Raw genomic sequence first — 18,725 nt, forward strand, 5'->3', positions numbered from 1 at the left:
GCGCCGGGGGGGCTCACCTCCGGCGCTTGCGTTCCGGCGGGCCCCTGTCGTGGCCCGCCTGCACTCCAGCCCCTCCGGCGAGCACCCCCGGCGCGACCACCACCCGGGCGGGGGGCTGCGCGGATCAGCCGAGCGCGCGGCGCACCTTCGGCCTGGCCCCGAGCAGCACGAGCTGCCCGCACGCGGCCGACACGTCGTCCCCGCGCCGGCGCCGCACGAAGCACGAGTAACCCGCCTGGGTGAGCACGGCCTGGAACGCCGCCACCCGGTCGGCGCCGGGCGGCCCCAGCGTGGAGGCCTCGATCGGGTTCATCGGGATGAGGTTGATCTTCACCGGGATCCCGCGCAGGAGCTTCGCCAGCCGGCGGGCCTCGGCCGGATCGTCGTTCTGCCCGGCCACGAGCGTGTACTCGATGGTGATGCGCCGGCGCCGTGGCAGCGGGTAGGCGCGCAGCGCCGCGAGCAGCTCGTCGAGCGGGTACTTGCGGTTGATGGGCATCAGCGCCGAGCGGGTCGCGTCGTCCGAGGCGTGCAGCGAGATCGCCAGCGCGATCTGCCCGCCGAAATCGGCGCCCAGCCGCGCGATCTCCGGGACGAGGCCGGACGTCGACACCGTGACCCGCCGCGTCGAGAGGTGGATCCCCTCCGGGTGCGTGAGCAGGCGCAGCGAGCGCGCGGTCGCCTCGTAGTTGTGCAGCGGCTCGCCCATGCCCATGTAGACGACGTTGCGGAGCTCCTCCCCTTCGTCGAGCATCGCCCGCCCGAGGAGCACCTGGCCCGCGATCTCCTCGGGCCCGAGGTGGCGCTTGAGCCCCGCCACGCCGCTCGCGCAGAAGCTGCAGCCCATGGCGCAGCCGACCTGCGTGGAGATGCACTGGGTGACGCGGGTGCGCGGCGCCGCGCCCACCTCCGCCTCGTCGTCGTCCTCCTCGTCGGCCGCCGCCGCATCCGCGTCGAGCTGCGCCTGCGAGCCGGGGCCCGACACCGACGGGAGCAGGACCGTCTCGATCGTGGCGCCGTCGCGGAGGCGCAGGAGCAGCTTGCGCGTGCCGTCCTCGGAGCGATGAACCCGCTCGGGCGTCACCACCTCGCCGAGGCCCTCCGCGGCGAGGTGCTCGCGCAGCCGCGCCGGGAGGTTCGTCATCGCGGCCGGATCCAGGACGCCACGGCGATGGATCCAGTGGAACACCTGCTTCGCCGTGAACGACCGCTCTCCGCGGGCGGCCAGGGAGGCCGACCACTCTTCAGGCAGGCGGGCGACGGGGTGAAGCGGGGTGGAGCGCACCGCCGTGGCCTAATGCGCGCCGCCCCGAGCGGCAAGGGGAGCAGGAGCGCGGCGGGCGAAGGTCAGCCGCTCTGGGGAGAGGCCGTGGTCTGCCCGTCGCGCTCGCGGCGCGCCCGCGCCCGGCTCGCGGCGTCGAGCACCTCGCGCGTGTAGCGCTCGAGCGCCTCGGCCCGGTGCATCGCCGTGTGCTCGGCGAAGACGCGCTGCCGCGCGCGCTGGCCCACGGTCAGGCGCTTGTCCTCCTTCATCTCCCGGAGCTTCCGGAGCACGTCCTCCGGCGAGCGGACGAGGAGGATCTCCTCGCCCGGCTGGAAGAACGTCTCGATCCCCGGCCAGGTGTCGCTCAGGACAGGGGTCCCGCACGCGGCCGCCTCGAACAGGCGCGCGCTCGGCGACCAGCCGGACTCGACCATCGCCCGGCGGGTCAGGTTCAGCGTGAACCGCTGGGCGTTGTAGAAGATCCGGTGCTCGTCCGGCGGCAGGTGCTCTGTCCGGGAGACGTTCTCGGGCCACGCGAGCGACGCCGGATACTGCGCGCCCGCCACGGCGAAGCGCCCGCGGCGCATGCGCCGCGCCGGCTCGAGCAGGAGCCGCTCGACCGACGCCTGCCGATCGTCGCTGTAGGTGCCGAGGTAGCCGAGGTCCCAGCGCATCGGCGTCGGCTGGGGATAGTAGACGTCGGTGTCGGCCGCGCAGTAGAGCGCCCGCGCGCGCACCGCGCCGTGGCCGCGCTCCAGCCGCTCCAGCGTCGGGCCGCCCGTCGCCGAGAGGTACAGATCATACCGCGGGATCAGCGCCGGCGTGAGGTACGCGTGGTCGCCGTGCGCCAGCCGGCCCAGCGTGACCGGCGTGTCGAGGTCGTAGAACGCGGCCTTGCCGCGCGCTTCCTCCGTGATCCACGCGCCGACGGTCGCCCCTTCCGGGACGAAGGAGCCCACGACCACGAGATCGGCCTCGCGCACGGCGCGGGAGAATCTGTCGCGGAGCTCGGCAATGCTCGAGTAGCGCTCGGTCGCGCCATAAGGCGGGTTGGGCAGATCGCGGTGCTGGTCATAGATGGAGAGGCTCCGCTCCAGAAAGAGCACCTGGTGGCCGCGGGACGCGAGCGCCCGGAGGAGCGCTCTGTACGTCGTGGCGTGGCCGTTGCCCCACGAAGACGTGATGGAGAGTCCCAGGAAGACATAACGGTAGGTAGGTGTCGTCATAACGTGGTGGCGGCGAGGGTTGAGAGAGCCCAGAAGACGAGCCGATCCCGGATGAGCCCGGCTCCGCGAACACCGCGCCGACGCCGAGGCGCGGAGGCGCCCAGCAACGTCGAAGCGGGGCTCGCGGACACCCGCGCAAGAGGGATCTGCACGTCGCTCCGGTTGCCCTGACGCCGCGCGAGTGGGCGCGGCGGCGAGCGAGCGAACCCCGGATTAACATGCGTGCTGACGCTCTGCAATCCTGTGAGATGCGGTTTCTGGACTGAAGGTGCGTATTCCTCGTCAGGGCCGTAGGTGGTAAGGCCCGGACTGATCCCATGATGACGACGGGCCGTAAATCGTAAACTGAACGAGATGCGGCGGCGCTCATCAGGAAGACATGCCGGGTGCCTGTCGATCGTGCAGCAAAGTGATCGACCCGTCCGTAAGGGGGTGTTGGGAGCGTTGATGAGAAAATCGAGCGCGCTGTTGCAATGGCAGTCCGCGCCGCCGGCCGAACGGAGTCCGGAAGGGCGGCCCTGCTCCATGGCGCCGGAGCAGCGCTCGCGAAACGCCGCCGCAACGCCGCGCCCCTGCGCAACGCGCGTTGCGGCCCGGACCCGGATGTGGCGCGGCGCGAGCGGCCGCGCCGGCGGCCTCCCCGAGGGGTCGCTGGACGCGGGGCTGCTGGATCCGCTACGGGAGGGATTCCCCCCTTCCCAGCAAGATCGCCGGACAATCGACAGCATCAGGTCGCCTGGCCGGCCGGGGTGTCCAGGCAGGCGCGGCGGGGGCGTCGCGCGGGAGCCGTCGCGACGTTCAGGCGAGCGGAGGCACCGGGAGCCGTCGCGACGATCAGGCGAGCGGGGCCGCGCGAGGGCCGTCGCGACGGCCAGGCGAGCGGGGCCGCGCGGGGGCCGTCGCGACGGTCAGGCGGTGGGGCGCAGCGCCCGCCAGCCTTCGAGCGCGTCGGCGATGCCCGCGAAGCGGCGGTCCGGGTTGTGGGCCAGGCCCCGGTTCACGAACACCTCGAGTCGCCGGTCGACCGGCGGGGGCATCATGGTGCCGAGCCGGCGCGGCGCCGTCCTCGTCTTGAGGTCGGCGAGCATCATGAGATTGCGCGCGGCGTACGGCAGCTCGCCCGTGAGCGCCTGGAAGACCACGGTGGTGGCCGCGTAGAGATCGGCCCGGTGATCCACCGCCTTCGCGTCGCCGAGCTGCTCGGGGGGCACGAACCGGATGTCGCCGAGGCGCCGGTCCGAGACGCTCGGCTCCTCGTCGCAGAGCGCGGGAGGCAGCTTGCACGAGCCGAGGTCGAGCAGCGTCACCCGCTCGCCGTCGGGCCCCCGATCGACGAGCACCTTCATGGAGCTGATGTCGCGGTGGACGATGCCCATCTCGTGGAGCTCGGCGAGCGCCAGCCAGAGCTGCTCGACCAGCGGGTGCAGGACGCTGAACGGGATCGGCCCCTGCCGGGCGAGGCGGTCGCCGAGGAGCTCCCCCTCGCGCAGCTCGAACACGATCAGCGGGCCGTGCTCGGGATCCTCGCCGCCGTCGAGCGACGGGAGCGTGTGCGGCCCCCGCAGCCGCGCGCACGCGATCGCCTCGTGCCCGAAGCGCGCCGCGGCCTCCGCCTTCGCCATGCGCTCCGGCGCGCCGAGCACCTTCGTCGGGTCCAGGCGCTCCGGGGGATCGCCGAGCACCTTCACCGCCACCCGGCGGCCAGTGCTCGCGTCCTCGGCGCTGAACACCTCACCGAGGCCCTCGCGGCGCAGGTGACGCAGCACGCGGTAGCGCTGGAGCAGAACGGTTCCGGGCACGATTGACAAGAGCGGCCTCCTTCGCTTGACAAAGGGGGCCCAGCGCGTTCCGGTCGCCTCCCCCCAGTCCCGAGACAAGCTCATTTATCACGCGTGCGCGGGGGAGGAAGCGCCGCGCGCCGCGCGCCGCGAAGAAGCGGCGCGCTCCCACACTTCGCGCCCCGCACCGTCGGGCCGCGCGAAGCCAGAGCTCGCCTGGACGCATCGGTGACGCGGCGCGCGCCGCGCGGCGCGGCGGATCCGGCGCGGAGGCCGCGCTCGCCGGCCTTTTCGGCGCCGTGGAGTTGCCACGCGCCTCGCTCTCTGGCGACGATGCAGGATGACGCGCGGTGATCGGCGGTGAGCGCCTGAAGGGACGCCGAGGCCTCTCGGCGCCCCACGTCTCGTGAAACGCCTGCGACCCCGACCCGCTCTGGCCATTCACGTCAACTTCGCGTAGCTCCCTCACAGGACGGGGATCCGTCGATCGGGGAGCGGCGGCAGGGGCAATGCGCGCGGGAAACGTCATCGACGGCCGGTTCGAGATCGTGGAGCTCGCGGGCGCCGGCGGCATGGGCCACGTCTTCCGCTCGCGCGACCGGGAGACCGGCGAGATCGTCGCCCTCAAGGTCCTCCAGAACGCCGCGTCCCAGGACTCGAGCCGCCTCGCGCGCGAGGCGCAGGCGCTCGCCACCCTGCGGCTGCCCGGCGTGGTGCGGTACATCGCCCACGGCCTCACCGAGCTCGGCCACCCCTACCTCGCCATGGAGTGGCTCACCGGCGAGACCCTCTCCCAGCGCCTCGCCCGCAGGGCGTTCACCCTCGACGAGAGCCTCGCGCTCGGCCGGCGCGTCGCGACCACCCTCGGGGCCGTGCACCGGCTCGGCGTCGTCCACCGCGACCTCAAGCCGAGCAACCTGCTCCTCGTCGACGGCGCCATCGATCGCGTCACGCTCATCGACTTCGGCGTGGTCCGGATGTCCGGCCTCGACCAGCAGCTCACCATGCCCGGGGCCATCCTCGGCACGCCCGGCTACATGGCCCCGGAGCAGGCGCGCGGCGAGGCGCAGGTCGATCCGCGCGCGGACGTCTTCGCGCTCGGCTGCGTGCTCTACAAGTGCATCTCGGGGCGCGCGCCGTTCCGCGGCGCGCGCGGGCTCGCCGTGCTCGTCAAGGTGCTGATCGAGGAGCCCCCGTCGCTCCGGTGGCTCTGCGAGGAGGTGCCCGAGCCGCTCGACGATCTGGTCCGGCGGATGCTGTCGAAGTCGCCGGAGGGGCGGCCGCGCGACGGCCACGAGGTCGCCGCCGAGCTCGCCGCGCTGTCGGGCGCCACCGGGACCACCCTCCGCCCGCCGGCGTCGTCCCTGCGCCCGCCCGAGCTCACGACGGGCGAGCGCAAGGTGATGTGCCTCGTGCTCGCGCGCGACGGGCTCGCCCCGGCCGCGGCCGATCCGGCCTCCGCCGAGGTCGACGAGCAGGCGCGCGCGCAGGCGCTCTCGGCCACGGCCGCGCGCTACCGGGGGCAGCTCGAGCTCATCGAGGCGCGGCTGCCGCTCGTGGTGCTCTCCGGCGCCGGCGCCACGACCGACCTCGCGGCGCGGGCGGCCCGCTGCGCGCTCGCCGTGCAGGCGCTCCTCGGCGGCGCGCCGGTCGCGGTCGTCACGGGCAGGGCGGAGATCGCGTCGCGCCTGCCGGTCGGCGACCTCATCGACCGCGTGGTCCACCTGCTCCCGGAGACCCGCGCCCCCTCGCGCGCGGCGATCCGCATCGACGAGGTGACGGCGGGGCTGCTCGGGACGCGGTTCGAGATCGCCGCCGACGAGGGCGGCCCCTGGCTCCACGGCGCGCGCGAGGAGCCGGAGGCGCCGCCGCACCTGCTCGGCAGGGCCACGCCGTGCGTCGGCCGCGAGCGCGAGCTCGCGCTGATCCGGGACGAGCTCGCCCGCTGCGTCGAGGAGTCGAGCCCGAGCGTGGTGCTCGTGACGGGCCCGGCGGGCATCGGCAAGTCGCGGCTGCGGCACGAGCTCGTCCGCATGATCCGCGAGGAGGGCGAGCCCATCGACGTGTGGCTCGGGCAGGTCGATCCGATGAGCGCCGGGTCGGCGTTCGGCCTGCTCGCGCACGCGCTGCGGCGGGTCATCGGCCTGTCGGACGCCGACTCGATCGAGGAGCGCCGGCGCAAGGTGCGGGCGCGGGTCGAGCAGCACGCGGGGCTCGACGCGGGGCGGGTCACGACGTTCCTCGGCGAGCTCGTCGGCGCGCCGTTCCCGGACGACGACGTCCAGCTCCGGGCCGCGCGGCGGAACCCGATGCTCATGGGCGACCAGCTCCGCCTCGCCTGGGAGGATTTCCTGCGCGCCGAGTGCGCGGTGCAGCCGATCCTGCTCGTGCTCGAGGACCTGCACTGGGGCGATCTGCCCACGGTCACGATGGTCGACGCCGCGCTCCGGAACCTCAAGGACCGGCCGTTCATGGTGATGGCGCTCGGCCGCCCCGAGGTGCACGAGCTCTTCCCGAAGCTGTGGGACGAGCGGCGCGGGCACAAGCTCCGCCTCGCGGGGATCTCGCGCCGCGCGAGCGAGCGGCTCGTGCGGCAGGTGCTCGGCGAGGGCGAGCGCCCGGAGCTCGTCTCGACCCTGGTGGAGCGCGCGGACGGCAACGTGTTCTACCTCGAGGAGCAGATCCGCGCGGCGGCGGCCGGCAAGGGGGCGGACCTGCCGGAGACGGTGCTCTCGATGGTGCAGGCGGAGCTCGACGCGCTCGACACGGGCGCGCGGCGGCTCCTGCGCGCGGGCGCGATCTTCGGCGAGAGCTTCTCGCGGGGCGGGGTCCTCTCGCTGGTCGGCAAGGCGGAGGTCGAGCCGCTCTTCGCCCAGCTCGAGGCGCGGGAGCTCATCGTCCGGCGCGCGGCGGAGGGCGCGGCGGACGCGGGCGAGTACCGGTTCCGGCACGCGCTCGTGCGCGAGGCGGCGTACGGGATGCTGACCGATCACGATCGCCGCCTCGGCCACCGGCTCGCGGGCGCCTGGCTCGAGCGGACGGGCGGGGCGGACGCGATGGCGCTGGCCGAGCACTTCGAGCGCGGCGGCGAGCCGGTGCGGGCGGCGACGTGGTACCTGCGCGCGGCCGAGCAGGCGCTGTTCGGCGACGATCTCGGCGCGGCGATCGAGCGCGTCGAGCGCGGCGTCGCCTGCGGCCCGGCGCGGGCGACGGCGGGCGCGCTCCGGCTCTGCCAGGCCGAGGCGCACCTCTGGCGCGGCGAGCTCGCGCTCGCGGAGCGGCGCGGGGCGGAGGCGCTGGAGCGGCTCGCGCCCGGGTCCGCCCCGTGGTTCTCGGCGCTCACGCAGCTCGTGATCGCGGCGTCGAAGCGCGGCAACCACGATCAGGTCGAGCGCTGGGTGCGCGCGGCGCAGGGCACCGAGCCGGCGTCGGCGGCGGCGCGGCCCGCGCGGAGCGTGTGCCTGTGCGCGGGCGCGGGGCGGCTCGTCTTCGGCGGGCGCTACCAGCTCGCGGACGCGCTGTTCGACGCGATCGAGCAGGAGGTCGAGGCGGCGGAGCAGGACGCCGAGGTGCTGGCGCGGCTCTCGCAGGCGCGCGCGTACCGGGCGATGGCGGGCGGCGACCCCGGCGCCTGCCTCGCGGGGTTCGAGGCGGCGCTCGCGGCGTTCGAGCAGGCCGGCGACCGGCGCAACGCCTGCTGGGCGAGGAACAACCTGGGCTTCTGCTACGCGGAGCTCGGCGACTTCGAGGGCGCCGAGGCGGCGCTGCGCGCGGCGCTGTCGGACGCGGAGCGGATGGGGCTCTCGGACGCGCGGCTCGGGGTGCTCCACAACCTGGGCCCGGTCCTCGCGCACCGCGGGCTCGTCGAGGAGGCGCGGCGGGCCGAGGAGGAGGCGATCGCGACGTCCCAGCGCGTCGGCGACGCGCGCATGGAGGGCGCGGCGCGGACCTACCTGGCGAGGATCCTGCTCCTGTCGGGCGACCTCGCGGGCGCCGAGCGCGAGGCGCGCGCCGCGGTCGCCACCCTGTACGGCGCGCCGCCGTTCCGCGCGTTCGCGTACGCGGTCCTCGGGCGCGCGCTGCTCGACGCGGGGCAGGCGGCGGACGCGCTCGCCGCCACGACCGAGGCGTTCTGCCTGCTCGAGTCGGTGGGCGCCGAGACGGGCGAGTCGCTGGTGCGCCTCGCGCACGCCGAGGCGCTCGCCGCGTGCGGTCACCAGCGGGAAGCGATGATGGCGATCGCGTCGGCGCGGGACAGCCTGCTCTCGCGGGCGATGAAGATCCGCGATCCGGTGTGGCGCGGGCGGTTCCTCGGCAACGTGCCGGACAACGTGGCCACGCTGGAGGTCGAGCGACGGTGGCTCTCGGAGGGTGAGGGAGCGCGGGGTGCTCACCGGAGGGGCTGGAGTGCAGGCGAGCCATGAAAAGGGCTCGCCGGAGCGCGAGCCCCGGAGGTGAGCACCCCGCGCTCCCTCACCCTCCGAGCCCGCGCGGTCTGGACAGGCGAGCGAGGGCCCGCTACATTGTCGGCTCGATGTCTGTCGTGAATGCGCGTTCGCTCCACAGCCGCCTAGGCCTTGCGCCCAGGGGGCTCTGCGCGCGCTGCTGACGACGTCGATACGCGCGGTTCGCACCCCCTCTCGGATCATGGTCCCGATGGGGGTTCTCGCATCGTCGCCGCGACGGCTCCCATCCTGGCTTCAGGGAGTCCTGTCATGTCCACGATGCCCGTCCACAAGTACAAGCCGTTTCAGCCCATCCACCTGCCCGATCGGCGCTGGCCCGGCCGCGTGATCGACAAGGCGCCGCGCTGGTGCAGCGTCGACCTGCGCGACGGCAACCAGGCCCTCGTCGAGCCCATGGGCCCCGAGCGCAAGCTCCGCATGTGGCGCGAGCTGCTCCGCATGGGCTTCAAGGAGATCGAGGTGGGCTTCCCGAGCGCGTCGCAGCCCGATTTCGATTTCGTGCGCCAGCTCATCGAGCAGGGGCTCATCCCGGACGACGTGACCATCCAGGTGCTCACGCAGGCGCGCGCCGAGCTGATCGAGCGCACCTTCGAGGCGCTCCGCGGGGCGCGCCGCGCCGTCGTTCACCTGTACAACTCCACCTCCACGCTCCAGCGGCGCGTGGTGTTCGGCCTGGATCGCGCGGGCATCGTCGAGATCGCCGTGCGCGGCGCCGAGCTCGTGAAGGCGCTCGCGGCGCGCATGCCCGAGACCGAGATCGTGCTCGAGTACTCGCCCGAGAGCTTCACGGGCACCGAGCTCGACTTCGCGAAGGAGATCTGCGAGGCCGTGATGGACGTGTGGCGACCCACGCCGTCACGGAAGATCATCCTGAACCTGCCGGCGACCGTCGAGATGGCCACGCCCAACGTGTACGCGGACCAGATCGAGTGGATGCACAGGAACCTCGAGCAGCGCGACAGCATCGTGCTCAGCGTGCACCCGCACAACGACCGCGGCACCGCCGTCGCCGCGGCGGAGCTCGCCGTGATGGCGGGCGCCGATCGCGTCGAGGGCACGCTGTTCGGGAACGGCGAGCGCACGGGGAACGTCGACCTGATCACGCTGGCGCTCAACCTGTTCTCCCAGGGCGTCGATCCGGGGCTCGAGATCCGCGACGTCCAGTCGATCAAGGAGACCGTCGAGCACTGCAACCGCCTGCCGGTCCACCCGCGCCACCCGTACGTCGGCGAGCTCGTGTACACCGCCTTCTCGGGCTCGCACCAGGACGCGATCCGGAAGGGCTTCAAGGCCCTGCGCGAGGGCGGGGGCGCGCTCTGGGAGGTGCCCTATCTGCCCATCGATCCCGAGGACGTCGGGCGCAGCTACGAGGCGGTGATCCGCGTGAACAGCCAGTCCGGCAAGAGCGGCGTGGCCTACGTGCTCGAGCGCGACCACGGCTACGCGGTGCCGAGGGCGCTCGCGATCGAGCTGAGCCAGGCCGTCCAGCGCGAGGCGGAGCGCACCGAGGGCGAGGTGGGCACGGCCGCGATCCTCGCGATGTTCGAGCGCGAGTACGTGAACCGGAGCGCCCCGCTGCGCGTCACCGGGTACGGGCGGAGCGGGGAGGGCGCGGGCGAGCGGCACGAGATCCACGTGCAGATCCACGGGATCCCGCACGTGCTGGGCGCCGCCGGGGAGGGCCCCATCGACGCCTTCGCGGGGGCGCTCGCGCGCCACGCCGGGATCGCGATCGCGGTCGAGGAGCACGCCGCGCACGCGCGCCCCGAGGGCGCGGGCGCCGGGTCCGTGGCGTATGTGGCCGTCGCCAGCGGGCGCGAGCGGACTTTCGGGGTGGGGACGCACGCGAGCGCCGTCATGGCCTCGCTCGCCGCCGTCGCGTCCGCGGTCAACCGCCTGCGACAAGCTCCGGCGTGGGTCGCGCCGCCGGCGGAGCGCGCGGGCCGGGGCGACCCGGGCGGCAGGTCCGGTCGGTTCGCGGTCGGCGGCTGCGCGTGAGCCCGCGCGCGGGGGGGGGAGCTGGGGCGCTCTCGGTGCCCACCTCCCGCGCGCCCAGGGGGCGCGGCACGCCGAGGCTCGGGCCCGGCGCGCGGGGGTGTCAGAAGAGCTTCGCGTCGGAGCCGAACACGAGGAGGGCGAGCCCGAGCCCGAGCGCGAGCAGGGTCAGCGCCGTGGTCAGGCCGAGCTGTCGCAGGTCGAGGCCCGGCCGCGCGGGCGCGAGCTCGATGCCGGGCAGGGGGCTCAGCCCGCGCTTGAGGAAGTGGAGCTTGTCGGCGGCGGCCGGCGGCGGCTTCGGCGCGCTCGGCCGCTCCAGGGCGGCGCGCTCCGGCGACGGGCCTTGAAAGGCCACCCAGAACACGATCGGCTCGACGACGCGGCCGCCCGCCCGCGGGCGCCCGCGGGCGGGCATGAACGCCACCGTCTTGCAGTAGGCGCACTCGACCGTCTGCGCGTCGGTGGGCCGCACGCCGGCCCCGCACTGCGGGCACGTCAGCGAGAGGAGCCCGGCCTGGGTGTGCTGCACGCGGACGACGGCGCGGTCGACCCGCTGCTCGCTGGCCACGGCGGCGCGCAGGGCGCCCGCGTGGTGCAGCGCCTCCGACGGCAGCTCGTACTGCGCGGTCGAGGTGCAGCGGGGGCACCGCGTCGCGAGCCGCATGCCGAGGAACTGGATCTCGACGAGCGCGGCGCAGCGCGCGCAGACGGGGTGGCCCGGCGCCGCCTCGACGTGCATCTTGCCGGCCTTGGACTCGGCGAAGGTCAGCGTCTCGCCCACGGCGCGGTGCGGGTTCACGTCGCCGATCCACACGTCGGCGCTCGGGAAGCGGCCCTCGGGCCGCGGGCCGGCGAGGTCGCCGACGGCGTGCGCGAAGGCGAGCGCCTTGCGCCAGTCGCCCTTGTCGAACCGCTGGAACGAGCCGCACTGCGCGCAGTCGACGCCCTGGTCGAGCTCGATGCCCTCGAGCGGCGAGGGGAACCCGCAGGAGCGGCACGTGATCGCGCAGCGCAATGCCACCCAGGTGACGTCGCCGAAAGGGGGCGCGACGACGCGCGAGGCGGCGAGCGCCCGGCGGCAGACCGCGCAACTCGTGCCCCGCGCCGGGGCGACGACGCCGCAGCCGCTGCACACCGCTGCGCCGTGGGGGGACGCGCCGCTCCATGAGGGCGAAACGCTGGTCATGGCCGGCCATCCTACTGCGGGCGAGGGCCTCGGTGGCGCCCCAATCAGCGGCCTCGGTGGCGCCCCGATCAGCGGCCTCGGTGGCGCCCCAATCAGCGGCCTCGGTGGCGCCCCGATCAGCGGCCTCGGTGGCGTCCCGTGCCGGGGTCTTCGTGGCGTCGCTTCCTGGTGGGCGGCTCCGTTGCTGGCGGGCGGCGCCGTCGGCCCGGATGGCCCGGAGGGGTGAGCGCGCCGCGTGATAGCATCGCCCGGTGAAGCTCATCTCCACCGACCCGTCCGAGATAGGCGTCGTCAGCGTCGGGCAGTTCGCGCACGGGATCTTCGCGTTCGGCCAGTTCGCGCGCGGGTTCATCGCGATCGGCCAGGTCGCGATCGGCGTCGTCGCGGTCGGCCAGATCTCCTTCTCGGTGCTCGGCGCCGGGCAGGCGGGCGGGGGGATCGCGTGGTTCGCCGGCATGGTCGGCGTCGGCGGGCGCGGCGTGTGCCTGCGCCTGATTCCCGGGCTCGATCTGCCGCGCGATCCGCCGCCGGTCGTGCCGCTCGACGCGGCGATGCGCGGCGAGGTGCGCGGCTTCGTGCGCGCGGAGGTGGTCGACGGGCCGAACGGCGCGAAGCTCGCCTCGGGAGGCCACGTCCTGCCCGTGAAGATGAGCCCGGGGCTCCTCGGCGCGCTCACGGACGCGCGCCGCGCCGGCAAGGTGAGCGAGATCTTCGCCCACCTCGGCCGGATCGGGGACGTCGTCGTGTGCGACCGGCTCATGGAGGTGCCCGGCGCGCGTCCGCGCCAGTTCCCTCTCGCGTTCCATGTCGTGCGCTTTCTGCTGCTCGTCGCGCTGGCGACGGGGTGGTGGTACGCGTTCACCCAGATGGAGGGCTGAGCCGGCCAGCGACGAGGAGGGCTGAGCCGGTCAGCGACGAGGAGGGCTGAGCCGGCTAGCGACGACAGGCCATGGCAGGTGGACGGCGTATGGCCGTTCACGCCAGCACGGGGGAGCGATCCCGACGTCGATGTCATGGCGTTGGTCACGAGATCGGTCCTCTGCGTCGCGCGCCGCGCGCGTCTCGCCGTGCGTTATGCTCGGCTGTCCTTTCCATCTCAGGAGGCTCAGCATGAGGCGATCAGCGTTTGTCAGGATCGGTTTCGCCGCGTTCCTCGCGGCGGCGCCGCTGCTCCCGGCGTGCATCGGCGGCGCGGACGGCACGGAAGCGGCGGAGTCCACCGGACGCGCGAGCCTGTCGCTCGTGGCGGAGACCAACGGACGTGTGTACCGGCTGAGCAACGCGCTCTTCGCGATCCAGGGGCCGGTCCAGACGTATCTCAGCAGCTCGGAGAGTCCGGGCGCGACGGTGCTCACCGCGGCCTTGCCCGTCGGCGATTACCTGGGCGTGCTGGAGCCGGGCTGGGTCCTGGAGCGCTACGAGGGGGGCGCGTTCGTGCCCGTGCAGGCGACCCTCGTCTCTCCCAATCCCGCCGCGTTCACGATCTCCGACGGATCCACCACGGAGCTGGCCTATCGGTTCCAGACCGACGGCGCGATCATCGCCATCGGGAACGGTCAGCTCGACATCTCCATCGAGGTGATCGAGGCGGGCGGCGGCGAGTGCACGCCGCTCGGCGCCGGCTGCGGAGAGGGCGCGTGGTGCGTCCCTGGAGAGCTGGTCGGAGGAGCGCCGATCTGCGCCCCGGGAGGCGACATCCCCATCGGCGGCGCCTGCTCCTTGGACGCGTACCCGGGGTGCATGTCCGGTGCGCTGTGCGCCGGCTCGCCCGAAGAGAATGCTGGCGTCTGCGTCGAGCTCTGTCCGGCGGAGATCCTCGGGGCGCCTTGCGCGAGCGGCGGGGTTTGCAGCGACGTCGGCTACTCCGGGTTCGGGATCTGCTTCTGAGCGGGCCGTCGCCTTGGCGCGCCGGAGCCGACGCGGAGAGGTCGCGACCTGGCAGAGCGGCCTCGGAGGGGGGACTTGCCCCACCCTGCGGGGACACCGGAACCGCCAAGGCGCCATAAGACGCCAAGATATTTGTGTTTTTCTTGGCGTCCTCGGCGCCTTGGCGGTTCAAAAGACCTCTCCTTCAGCCAAGGTACCCCACCACCCCGGAGGAGGGCCGGAGAGGTCGTGACCTGGCAGGGTGGCCTCGGAGGAGGGACAGGAGAGGTCGAGACGTGGCAGAGCGGCCTCGGAAGGGGGGCCGGAGAGGTCGAGACGTGGCAGAGCGGCCTCGGAAGGGGGGCCGGAGAGGTCGAGACGTGGCAGAGCGGCCTCGGAAGGGGGGCCGGAGAGGTCGAGACGTGGCAGAGCGGCCTCGGAAGGGGGGCCGGAGAGGTCGAGACGTGGCAGAGCGGCCTCGGAAGGGGGGGCGGGTCGATCCGAGATCGAAACGGACGGCCTCGGAAGGGGGGGCGGGTCGATCCGAGATCGAAACGGACGGCCTCGGAAGGGGGGGCAGATCGATCCCGATCCGAGGAAGGCGCCGGCTCAGCGCTCGGGGGCGCTGGAGCCGGTGTCGTCCTCCTTCACGGGAGGGCACCCGAGATCGAGCGCGGTGCTCTCGGCGGCAAAGGAGCTCGAGAGGGCAGGTGCCAGGCGCTCCTCGACCTCGCTCAGGAACGCAGCGAGGCCGTTGTCCCTTCCGCGCTGGCGCAGATGATCGAGATCCGGCTCCGTCCAGCACCGCGCCTCACGATCGACCTCGCCCCCGGTGAGGCGCTCGAGAACGCGCTTCGGGCTCCGTTTCGCCGTCTTGCTGGATGCGTCGAGCTCGTGCGATCGCGCGGTAGGATCGAAGCCGAGCTCCTTCCGGAGGGCGTCGAGCGCGGCCACCTCTGGCCTGGTCTCCGGGACGAAGCCGGCGAGCACCCAGCACTCCCGCATCGGGTGGGCCACGCCAAGGAGTACCTGGAAAGGCCAGTCGGACTCCTCCCGTGCCTGCTCCAGCCCTCTCCGGCGCTCCTTCGGCTTCCGGTCGCTGTCGCGCACCATCAGCACCGCGGCCGGTTGCGGCTCCAGCGCCTGGAAGCAACGGAGCGCGAGCTCGGCCGTGCGCGCGTCCTCGATGGCCGGCTTGCCGCCGAAATGCCCGTGTCTCGGCGGCACGCGTGACCTGGCTTCCTCGTGGACCGCGCTCCACGCGAGGAACAACGCGCCTGGGTTGATCCCGCAATAAGCTCGAATCTGTCCGAGCTTGCCTGCGACGACGGGCACCGCGTCCTCGAGGACCCGATCGACGAGACCAGGCACCGTCCTCCCGTCGGCCGGCCCTTCGACCACCAGCCCGAGGAGAGGAGGGGCCACGCTCATCCTCGGCCCTGCACGGCGCTCGCCTGCTGCGCGACCCAGTCCTCGCCCACGAAGCTCCAGAACTCGCCGGAGCGCGTCGTGCGCTTCCAGCGCTCGTAATCGGGGTGATCGGCGAGCCGCGCGCAGGCGGTGGAGCCGTCGGGCAAGAGCGCCGTGAGGAGGACGTCCTGCGCATCGAAATGATCCAGGAGGTAAGGCGAGTGGCTGGTGGCGACGACCTGGAGATCCGGCGTCATCTCCAGGATGGCCCGGATCTGCGCGACCAGCTCCCCCTGCGCGCGCGGGTGCAGCGCCTTGTCGATGTCGTCGAGGAGCAGCAGCCGGGGCCTGGGCTCCATCCACAGCGCGGTCAAGAGGCCGATGACGAGCAGGGTGCCCTCGCTCGCGAGCGGCGCCGGGACATCCGGGGCGCCCTTGAAATCGAGCACGAGCTGCTGGCCCCAGTAGACGCGAGCCACGGCGTGCTGGATCGGCTCGTCGCCGATGAGGATTTCCTGCCGCTCACGCCTCCGTACCTTGGCGCGACGCGTGCGGATCCGATCGAGCGCCGGAATAACCCGGCGCGCTGCGTCCTGGAGCGCCTGGAATGCCTCGGGCATGCGGCCGGCCGCGTCGGCCAGCACCGAGGCAAGATCGCCGCCGTCCGTGGCCAGGCAAGGCATCTCCTCCTCGCTGTACGAGGGCGCCGCGAGCACCTCGGCGTTCAGCCGGAGCTTGCGCGCGGAGCCGAGCTCCCGGGCAAGCGCCGCCATCTCCGGGCCGGAGTGGTGTCGTTCGATGCTATCGATCGCCGCCGGCGGCGCGTCCGGCACGGCGAGCCTCCATCCCGCCCTCGTCTCGGAGGTTGCCTCGGAGACATCCCCCCAGCGCCGCGTGACGGTGCCGCTCCAGCCAGCGCTTCCGTTCGCGTCGTCCTCGCACGCGACGACGATCTCGACCTCGGCGCTCACCTCCTGGAAGCTCCCCGTGGCCGCGAGCCGCATGACCCCCGTGGCGCCGCGGCTCGTCAGGTTGGGAGGGGCGAACACCCCGCTCATGAGCTGCTTGAGCGGCCTTTGCGTGGCCTGCGCCAGGTAATGCAGGCCGTCGAGGAGGCTCGTCTTTCCGGAGCCGTTCGGGCCGACGACGATGGTGAAGCGCCCGAGGTGAGCGTCGACCCTGCGCAGGGACTTGAAGTTGGTGAACGAGACCTGCTGGATCATGAGGTCGCCGCCGGCGGTGAGCCGCGTGTCCGTGCCTTCTCGGGAGCCGCCGCACTGTATAGCCCAACGGCCGCGGGGGGACGATCCGCGAGCTCCGCCCCCCAGGGCCCGCCAGGCGCTCCGCCCCGCGCGCCGCTCACCCCTCCCCGACGACCGGCAGCCGCAGCGTCACGACGAGCCCGCCGCCCTCCGCGTTCCGCGCGCCGACCTCGCCGCCGTGCAGCAGCACCGCCTGGTGCGTGATCGCGAGCCCGATGCCGGTGCCGCCCGCGCCGCGCGCGCGGTGGTCGTCGACGCGGTAGAACGGCTTGAAGATGTCGTCCAGGGCCGCCTCCGGCACGCCCGGCCCGCGGTCGCGGACGCGGAGCTCCGCCGCGTCGCCCGCGCGCTCGAGATCGACCTCGACCGTGGTCCCGGCCTCGGTGAAGCGCACCGCGTTGCGCAGCACGTTCTCGATCGCGCGCCGGAGCAGCTCCTCGTTCCCGTCCAGCGAGCACGCGCGCCGCGCCCCCAGCGCGACGCCGCACCCCCGCTGCTCCGCCTCGAACGCCGCGTCCTCGACGACCTGCTCCACGAGCGACAGGAGATCGATCCGCTCGGTGCGCTCCATCGGCCGGCCGGACTCCAGCCGGCTCAGCGTGAGCAGCTCGCCGATCATCCCGTTGAGCCGCTCCGTCTCCCGCTCGATGCGGTCGAACGCGGGCTCGACGTCGGGCGGGGAGCGCCGGCGGACCAGCTCCAGCGCGATGTTGAGCCGCGCGAGCGGCGACCGGAGCTCGTGCGAGACGTCGCAGAGGAGCCTGCGCTGGGTCTCGAGCAGCTCCTCGATGCGCTCGGCCATCCGGTCCATGTCGCGCCCGAGCGCGAGCGTCTCGCTGTCGGCGCCCGTGAGCCGCTGCGCGACGCGGACCGAGAGATCGCCCGCCGCCATCCGCTGCGTGGCGCCGCGCAGCACGCGGATGGGGCGGGACAGGTAGCGCGCGAGCACGACCGCGACGAGGCCGGTCACCGTGATGATCGCGAGGAGCCGGTACGGCAGCGTCTCCGGCATGATGAAGAACATCCATGGCGACCGGACCGGACCGACGGCCACGGCGGCGAGGGCGGGGTCGCGGCGCAGGACCACGGCCGTGAGCTCCTGCTCGCCGACCTCCACGGCGACGCCGTCGCCCGCGCGCCGCGCCTGCTCCGCGACGCCGCGCGCGCCCTCGATCGGCTTCCCGGCCGCGAGCTCGCCCGCCCGGTAGACCGCGACGCGCTGATCCCGCGGGTCGATCGGCGCGAGGATCTCGTCGCAGCCGGCGCGCCCGTCCTCGGCGCAGGCGAGCGCGCGCTCGGCGCGGAGCTCGATGGTGCGCAGGCTCAGGCGGCGGCGCAGCGAGCTCGCCTCGGCGGGGAACGCCCGCGCGTGGATCACCGCGAACAGGCCGCCGAGCAGCGCCATCGCGAGCCACAGGGAGACGAGCAGGCGAAGGAACAGGCTCCTCACGGGCGCTCCCGCGCGAGGATGTAGCCCGCGCTCCGGACCGTCTTGATGCGCTCGCCGCCGCTCGGGCCGGGCCCGAGCTTCTTGCGGAGGTTCGAGACGTGCATGTCGATGCCGCGGTCGTACGCCGCGAGCCGCCGGCCGAGCACGCGCCGCGCGAGCTCCTCGCGCGAGACGACCGCCCCCGCCTGCCGGACCAGCACCTCGAGCAGGTCGTACTCGGCCGTGGTGAGCCGGACGTCCTCGCCGCGGACGCGGACGCGCCGCGCGGAGGGCAGGAGCTCGAGATCGTCGACCGTCAGGACGCTCTGCGCGTCCGCCGGGCCCGGCGCCGCCGTCGCCATCGCGCGGCGGTGGAGCGCGCGCACGCGGGCCACGAGCTCGCGCGGGTTGAACGGCTTCGGCAGGTAGTCGTCGGCCCCCATCTCCAGGCCGACGATGCGGTCGACGTCCTCCCCGCGCGCGGTCAGCATGAGCACCGGCACCCGCGAGCTCTGCCGGAGCCGCGTGAGCACCTCGAACCCGTTCATCCCCGGGAGCATCACGTCGAGCACCACGAGCGTGAACGAGCGCTCCTGCGCGCGCGCGAGGCCTGTGGCCGCGTCGCGCGCGCTCTCGACGGCGTACCCCTCCTGACCGAGGAGCTCGGCCAGGAGCTCGCAGAGCTCGGCGTCGTCGTCGATGACCAGGATCTGAGGGGGATCCGCCATGCCGGGGACTGTAGCGCGGCCGCGCGCGGCGCCGTGTAAGGCCTGGTCAAAGCGTCCTTTACGAATCCTTACATGAACCGGACACCTCTTGAGACGCGCCTCCCTAGCCTCGGGC

General features: G+C 73.7%; 12 protein-coding genes. 4 read left to right on the top strand and 8 right to left on the bottom strand.

What is annotated here, in order from left to right:
* Positions 1 to 124 precede the first annotated feature (124 nt).
* The 3 genes from rlmN to WMF31_RS14360 form a co-directional block, all read right to left on the bottom strand.
* Positions 125 to 1,285: a 23S rRNA (adenine(2503)-C(2))-methyltransferase RlmN gene (gene rlmN, locus WMF31_RS14350; protein ID WP_436602480.1), complete on the bottom strand. Its 1,161-nt coding sequence runs from the start codon at positions 1,283 to 1,285 to the stop codon at positions 125 to 127.
* Between the two features lie 62 nt (positions 1,286 to 1,347).
* Positions 1,348 to 2,490 (bottom strand): CgeB family protein, encoded by a 1,143-nt coding sequence (locus tag WMF31_RS14355; RefSeq protein WP_436602481.1) that lies wholly within the window; start codon positions 2,488 to 2,490, stop codon positions 1,348 to 1,350.
* A 908-nt stretch (positions 2,491 to 3,398) separates the two neighbouring features.
* Positions 3,399 to 4,289 carry a serine/threonine-protein kinase gene (locus WMF31_RS14360; protein ID WP_242516613.1) on the bottom strand — a complete coding sequence of 297 codons (891 nt, stop codon included), beginning with the start codon at positions 4,287 to 4,289 and terminating at the stop codon, positions 3,399 to 3,401.
* A gap of 488 nt (positions 4,290 to 4,777) precedes the next feature.
* Between WMF31_RS14360 and WMF31_RS14365 the strand changes: the two genes are divergently transcribed.
* On the top strand, positions 4,778 to 8,692 hold the full coding sequence (locus WMF31_RS14365; protein WP_436602482.1) for a serine/threonine-protein kinase: 3,915 nt from the start codon (positions 4,778 to 4,780) through the stop codon (positions 8,690 to 8,692).
* 291 nt (positions 8,693 to 8,983) lie between these two features.
* Positions 8,984 to 10,732 (top strand): 2-isopropylmalate synthase, encoded by a 1,749-nt coding sequence (leuA, locus tag WMF31_RS14370; RefSeq protein ID WP_436602483.1) that lies wholly within the window; start codon positions 8,984 to 8,986, stop codon positions 10,730 to 10,732.
* A 100-nt stretch (positions 10,733 to 10,832) separates the two neighbouring features.
* Here leuA and WMF31_RS14375 read toward each other — a convergent pair whose 3' ends face one another.
* A complete protein-coding gene (locus tag WMF31_RS14375; protein ID WP_436602484.1) occupies positions 10,833 to 11,915 on the bottom strand; it encodes a hypothetical protein in 1,083 nt (360 codons plus the stop codon).
* Positions 11,916 to 12,166: 251 nt separating this feature from the next.
* On the opposite strand from WMF31_RS14375, the gene WMF31_RS14380 reads away from it, so the two are divergent.
* Both WMF31_RS14380 and WMF31_RS14385 read left to right on the top strand, forming a co-directional pair.
* Complete coding sequence (locus tag WMF31_RS14380) at positions 12,167 to 12,793, top strand: hypothetical protein (protein WP_436602485.1); 627 nt, start codon at positions 12,167 to 12,169, stop codon at positions 12,791 to 12,793.
* Between the two features lie 232 nt (positions 12,794 to 13,025).
* Positions 13,026 to 13,802, top strand: coding sequence for a hypothetical protein (locus WMF31_RS14385; protein WP_436602486.1), 777 nt, complete (start codon positions 13,026 to 13,028; stop codon positions 13,800 to 13,802).
* A 588-nt stretch (positions 13,803 to 14,390) separates the two neighbouring features.
* On the opposite strand, the gene WMF31_RS14390 is transcribed toward WMF31_RS14385, so the two are convergent.
* From WMF31_RS14390 to WMF31_RS14405, 4 genes are all read right to left on the bottom strand, one after another.
* A complete protein-coding gene (locus WMF31_RS14390) occupies positions 14,391 to 15,206 on the bottom strand; it encodes a hypothetical protein (RefSeq protein ID WP_436602487.1) in 816 nt (271 codons plus the stop codon).
* Between the two features lie 2 nt (positions 15,207 to 15,208).
* Positions 15,209 to 16,414, bottom strand: coding sequence for an AAA family ATPase (locus WMF31_RS14395; protein WP_436602488.1), 1,206 nt, complete (start codon positions 16,412 to 16,414; stop codon positions 15,209 to 15,211).
* 136 nt (positions 16,415 to 16,550) lie between these two features.
* Positions 16,551 to 17,903: an ATP-binding protein gene (locus tag WMF31_RS14400; protein ID WP_436602489.1), complete on the bottom strand. Its 1,353-nt coding sequence runs from the start codon at positions 17,901 to 17,903 to the stop codon at positions 16,551 to 16,553.
* Complete coding sequence (locus WMF31_RS14405) at positions 17,900 to 18,610, bottom strand: response regulator transcription factor (RefSeq protein ID WP_436602490.1); 711 nt, start codon at positions 18,608 to 18,610, stop codon at positions 17,900 to 17,902. Before WMF31_RS14405 ends, WMF31_RS14400 begins: the two co-directional genes overlap by 4 nt.
* Positions 18,611 to 18,725: the final 115 nt, after the last annotated feature.

Source organism: Sorangium sp. So ce1036 (genome assembly GCF_051369805.1).
Taxonomy (GTDB): domain Bacteria; phylum Myxococcota_A; class Polyangia; order Polyangiales; family Polyangiaceae; genus Sorangium; species Sorangium cellulosum_F.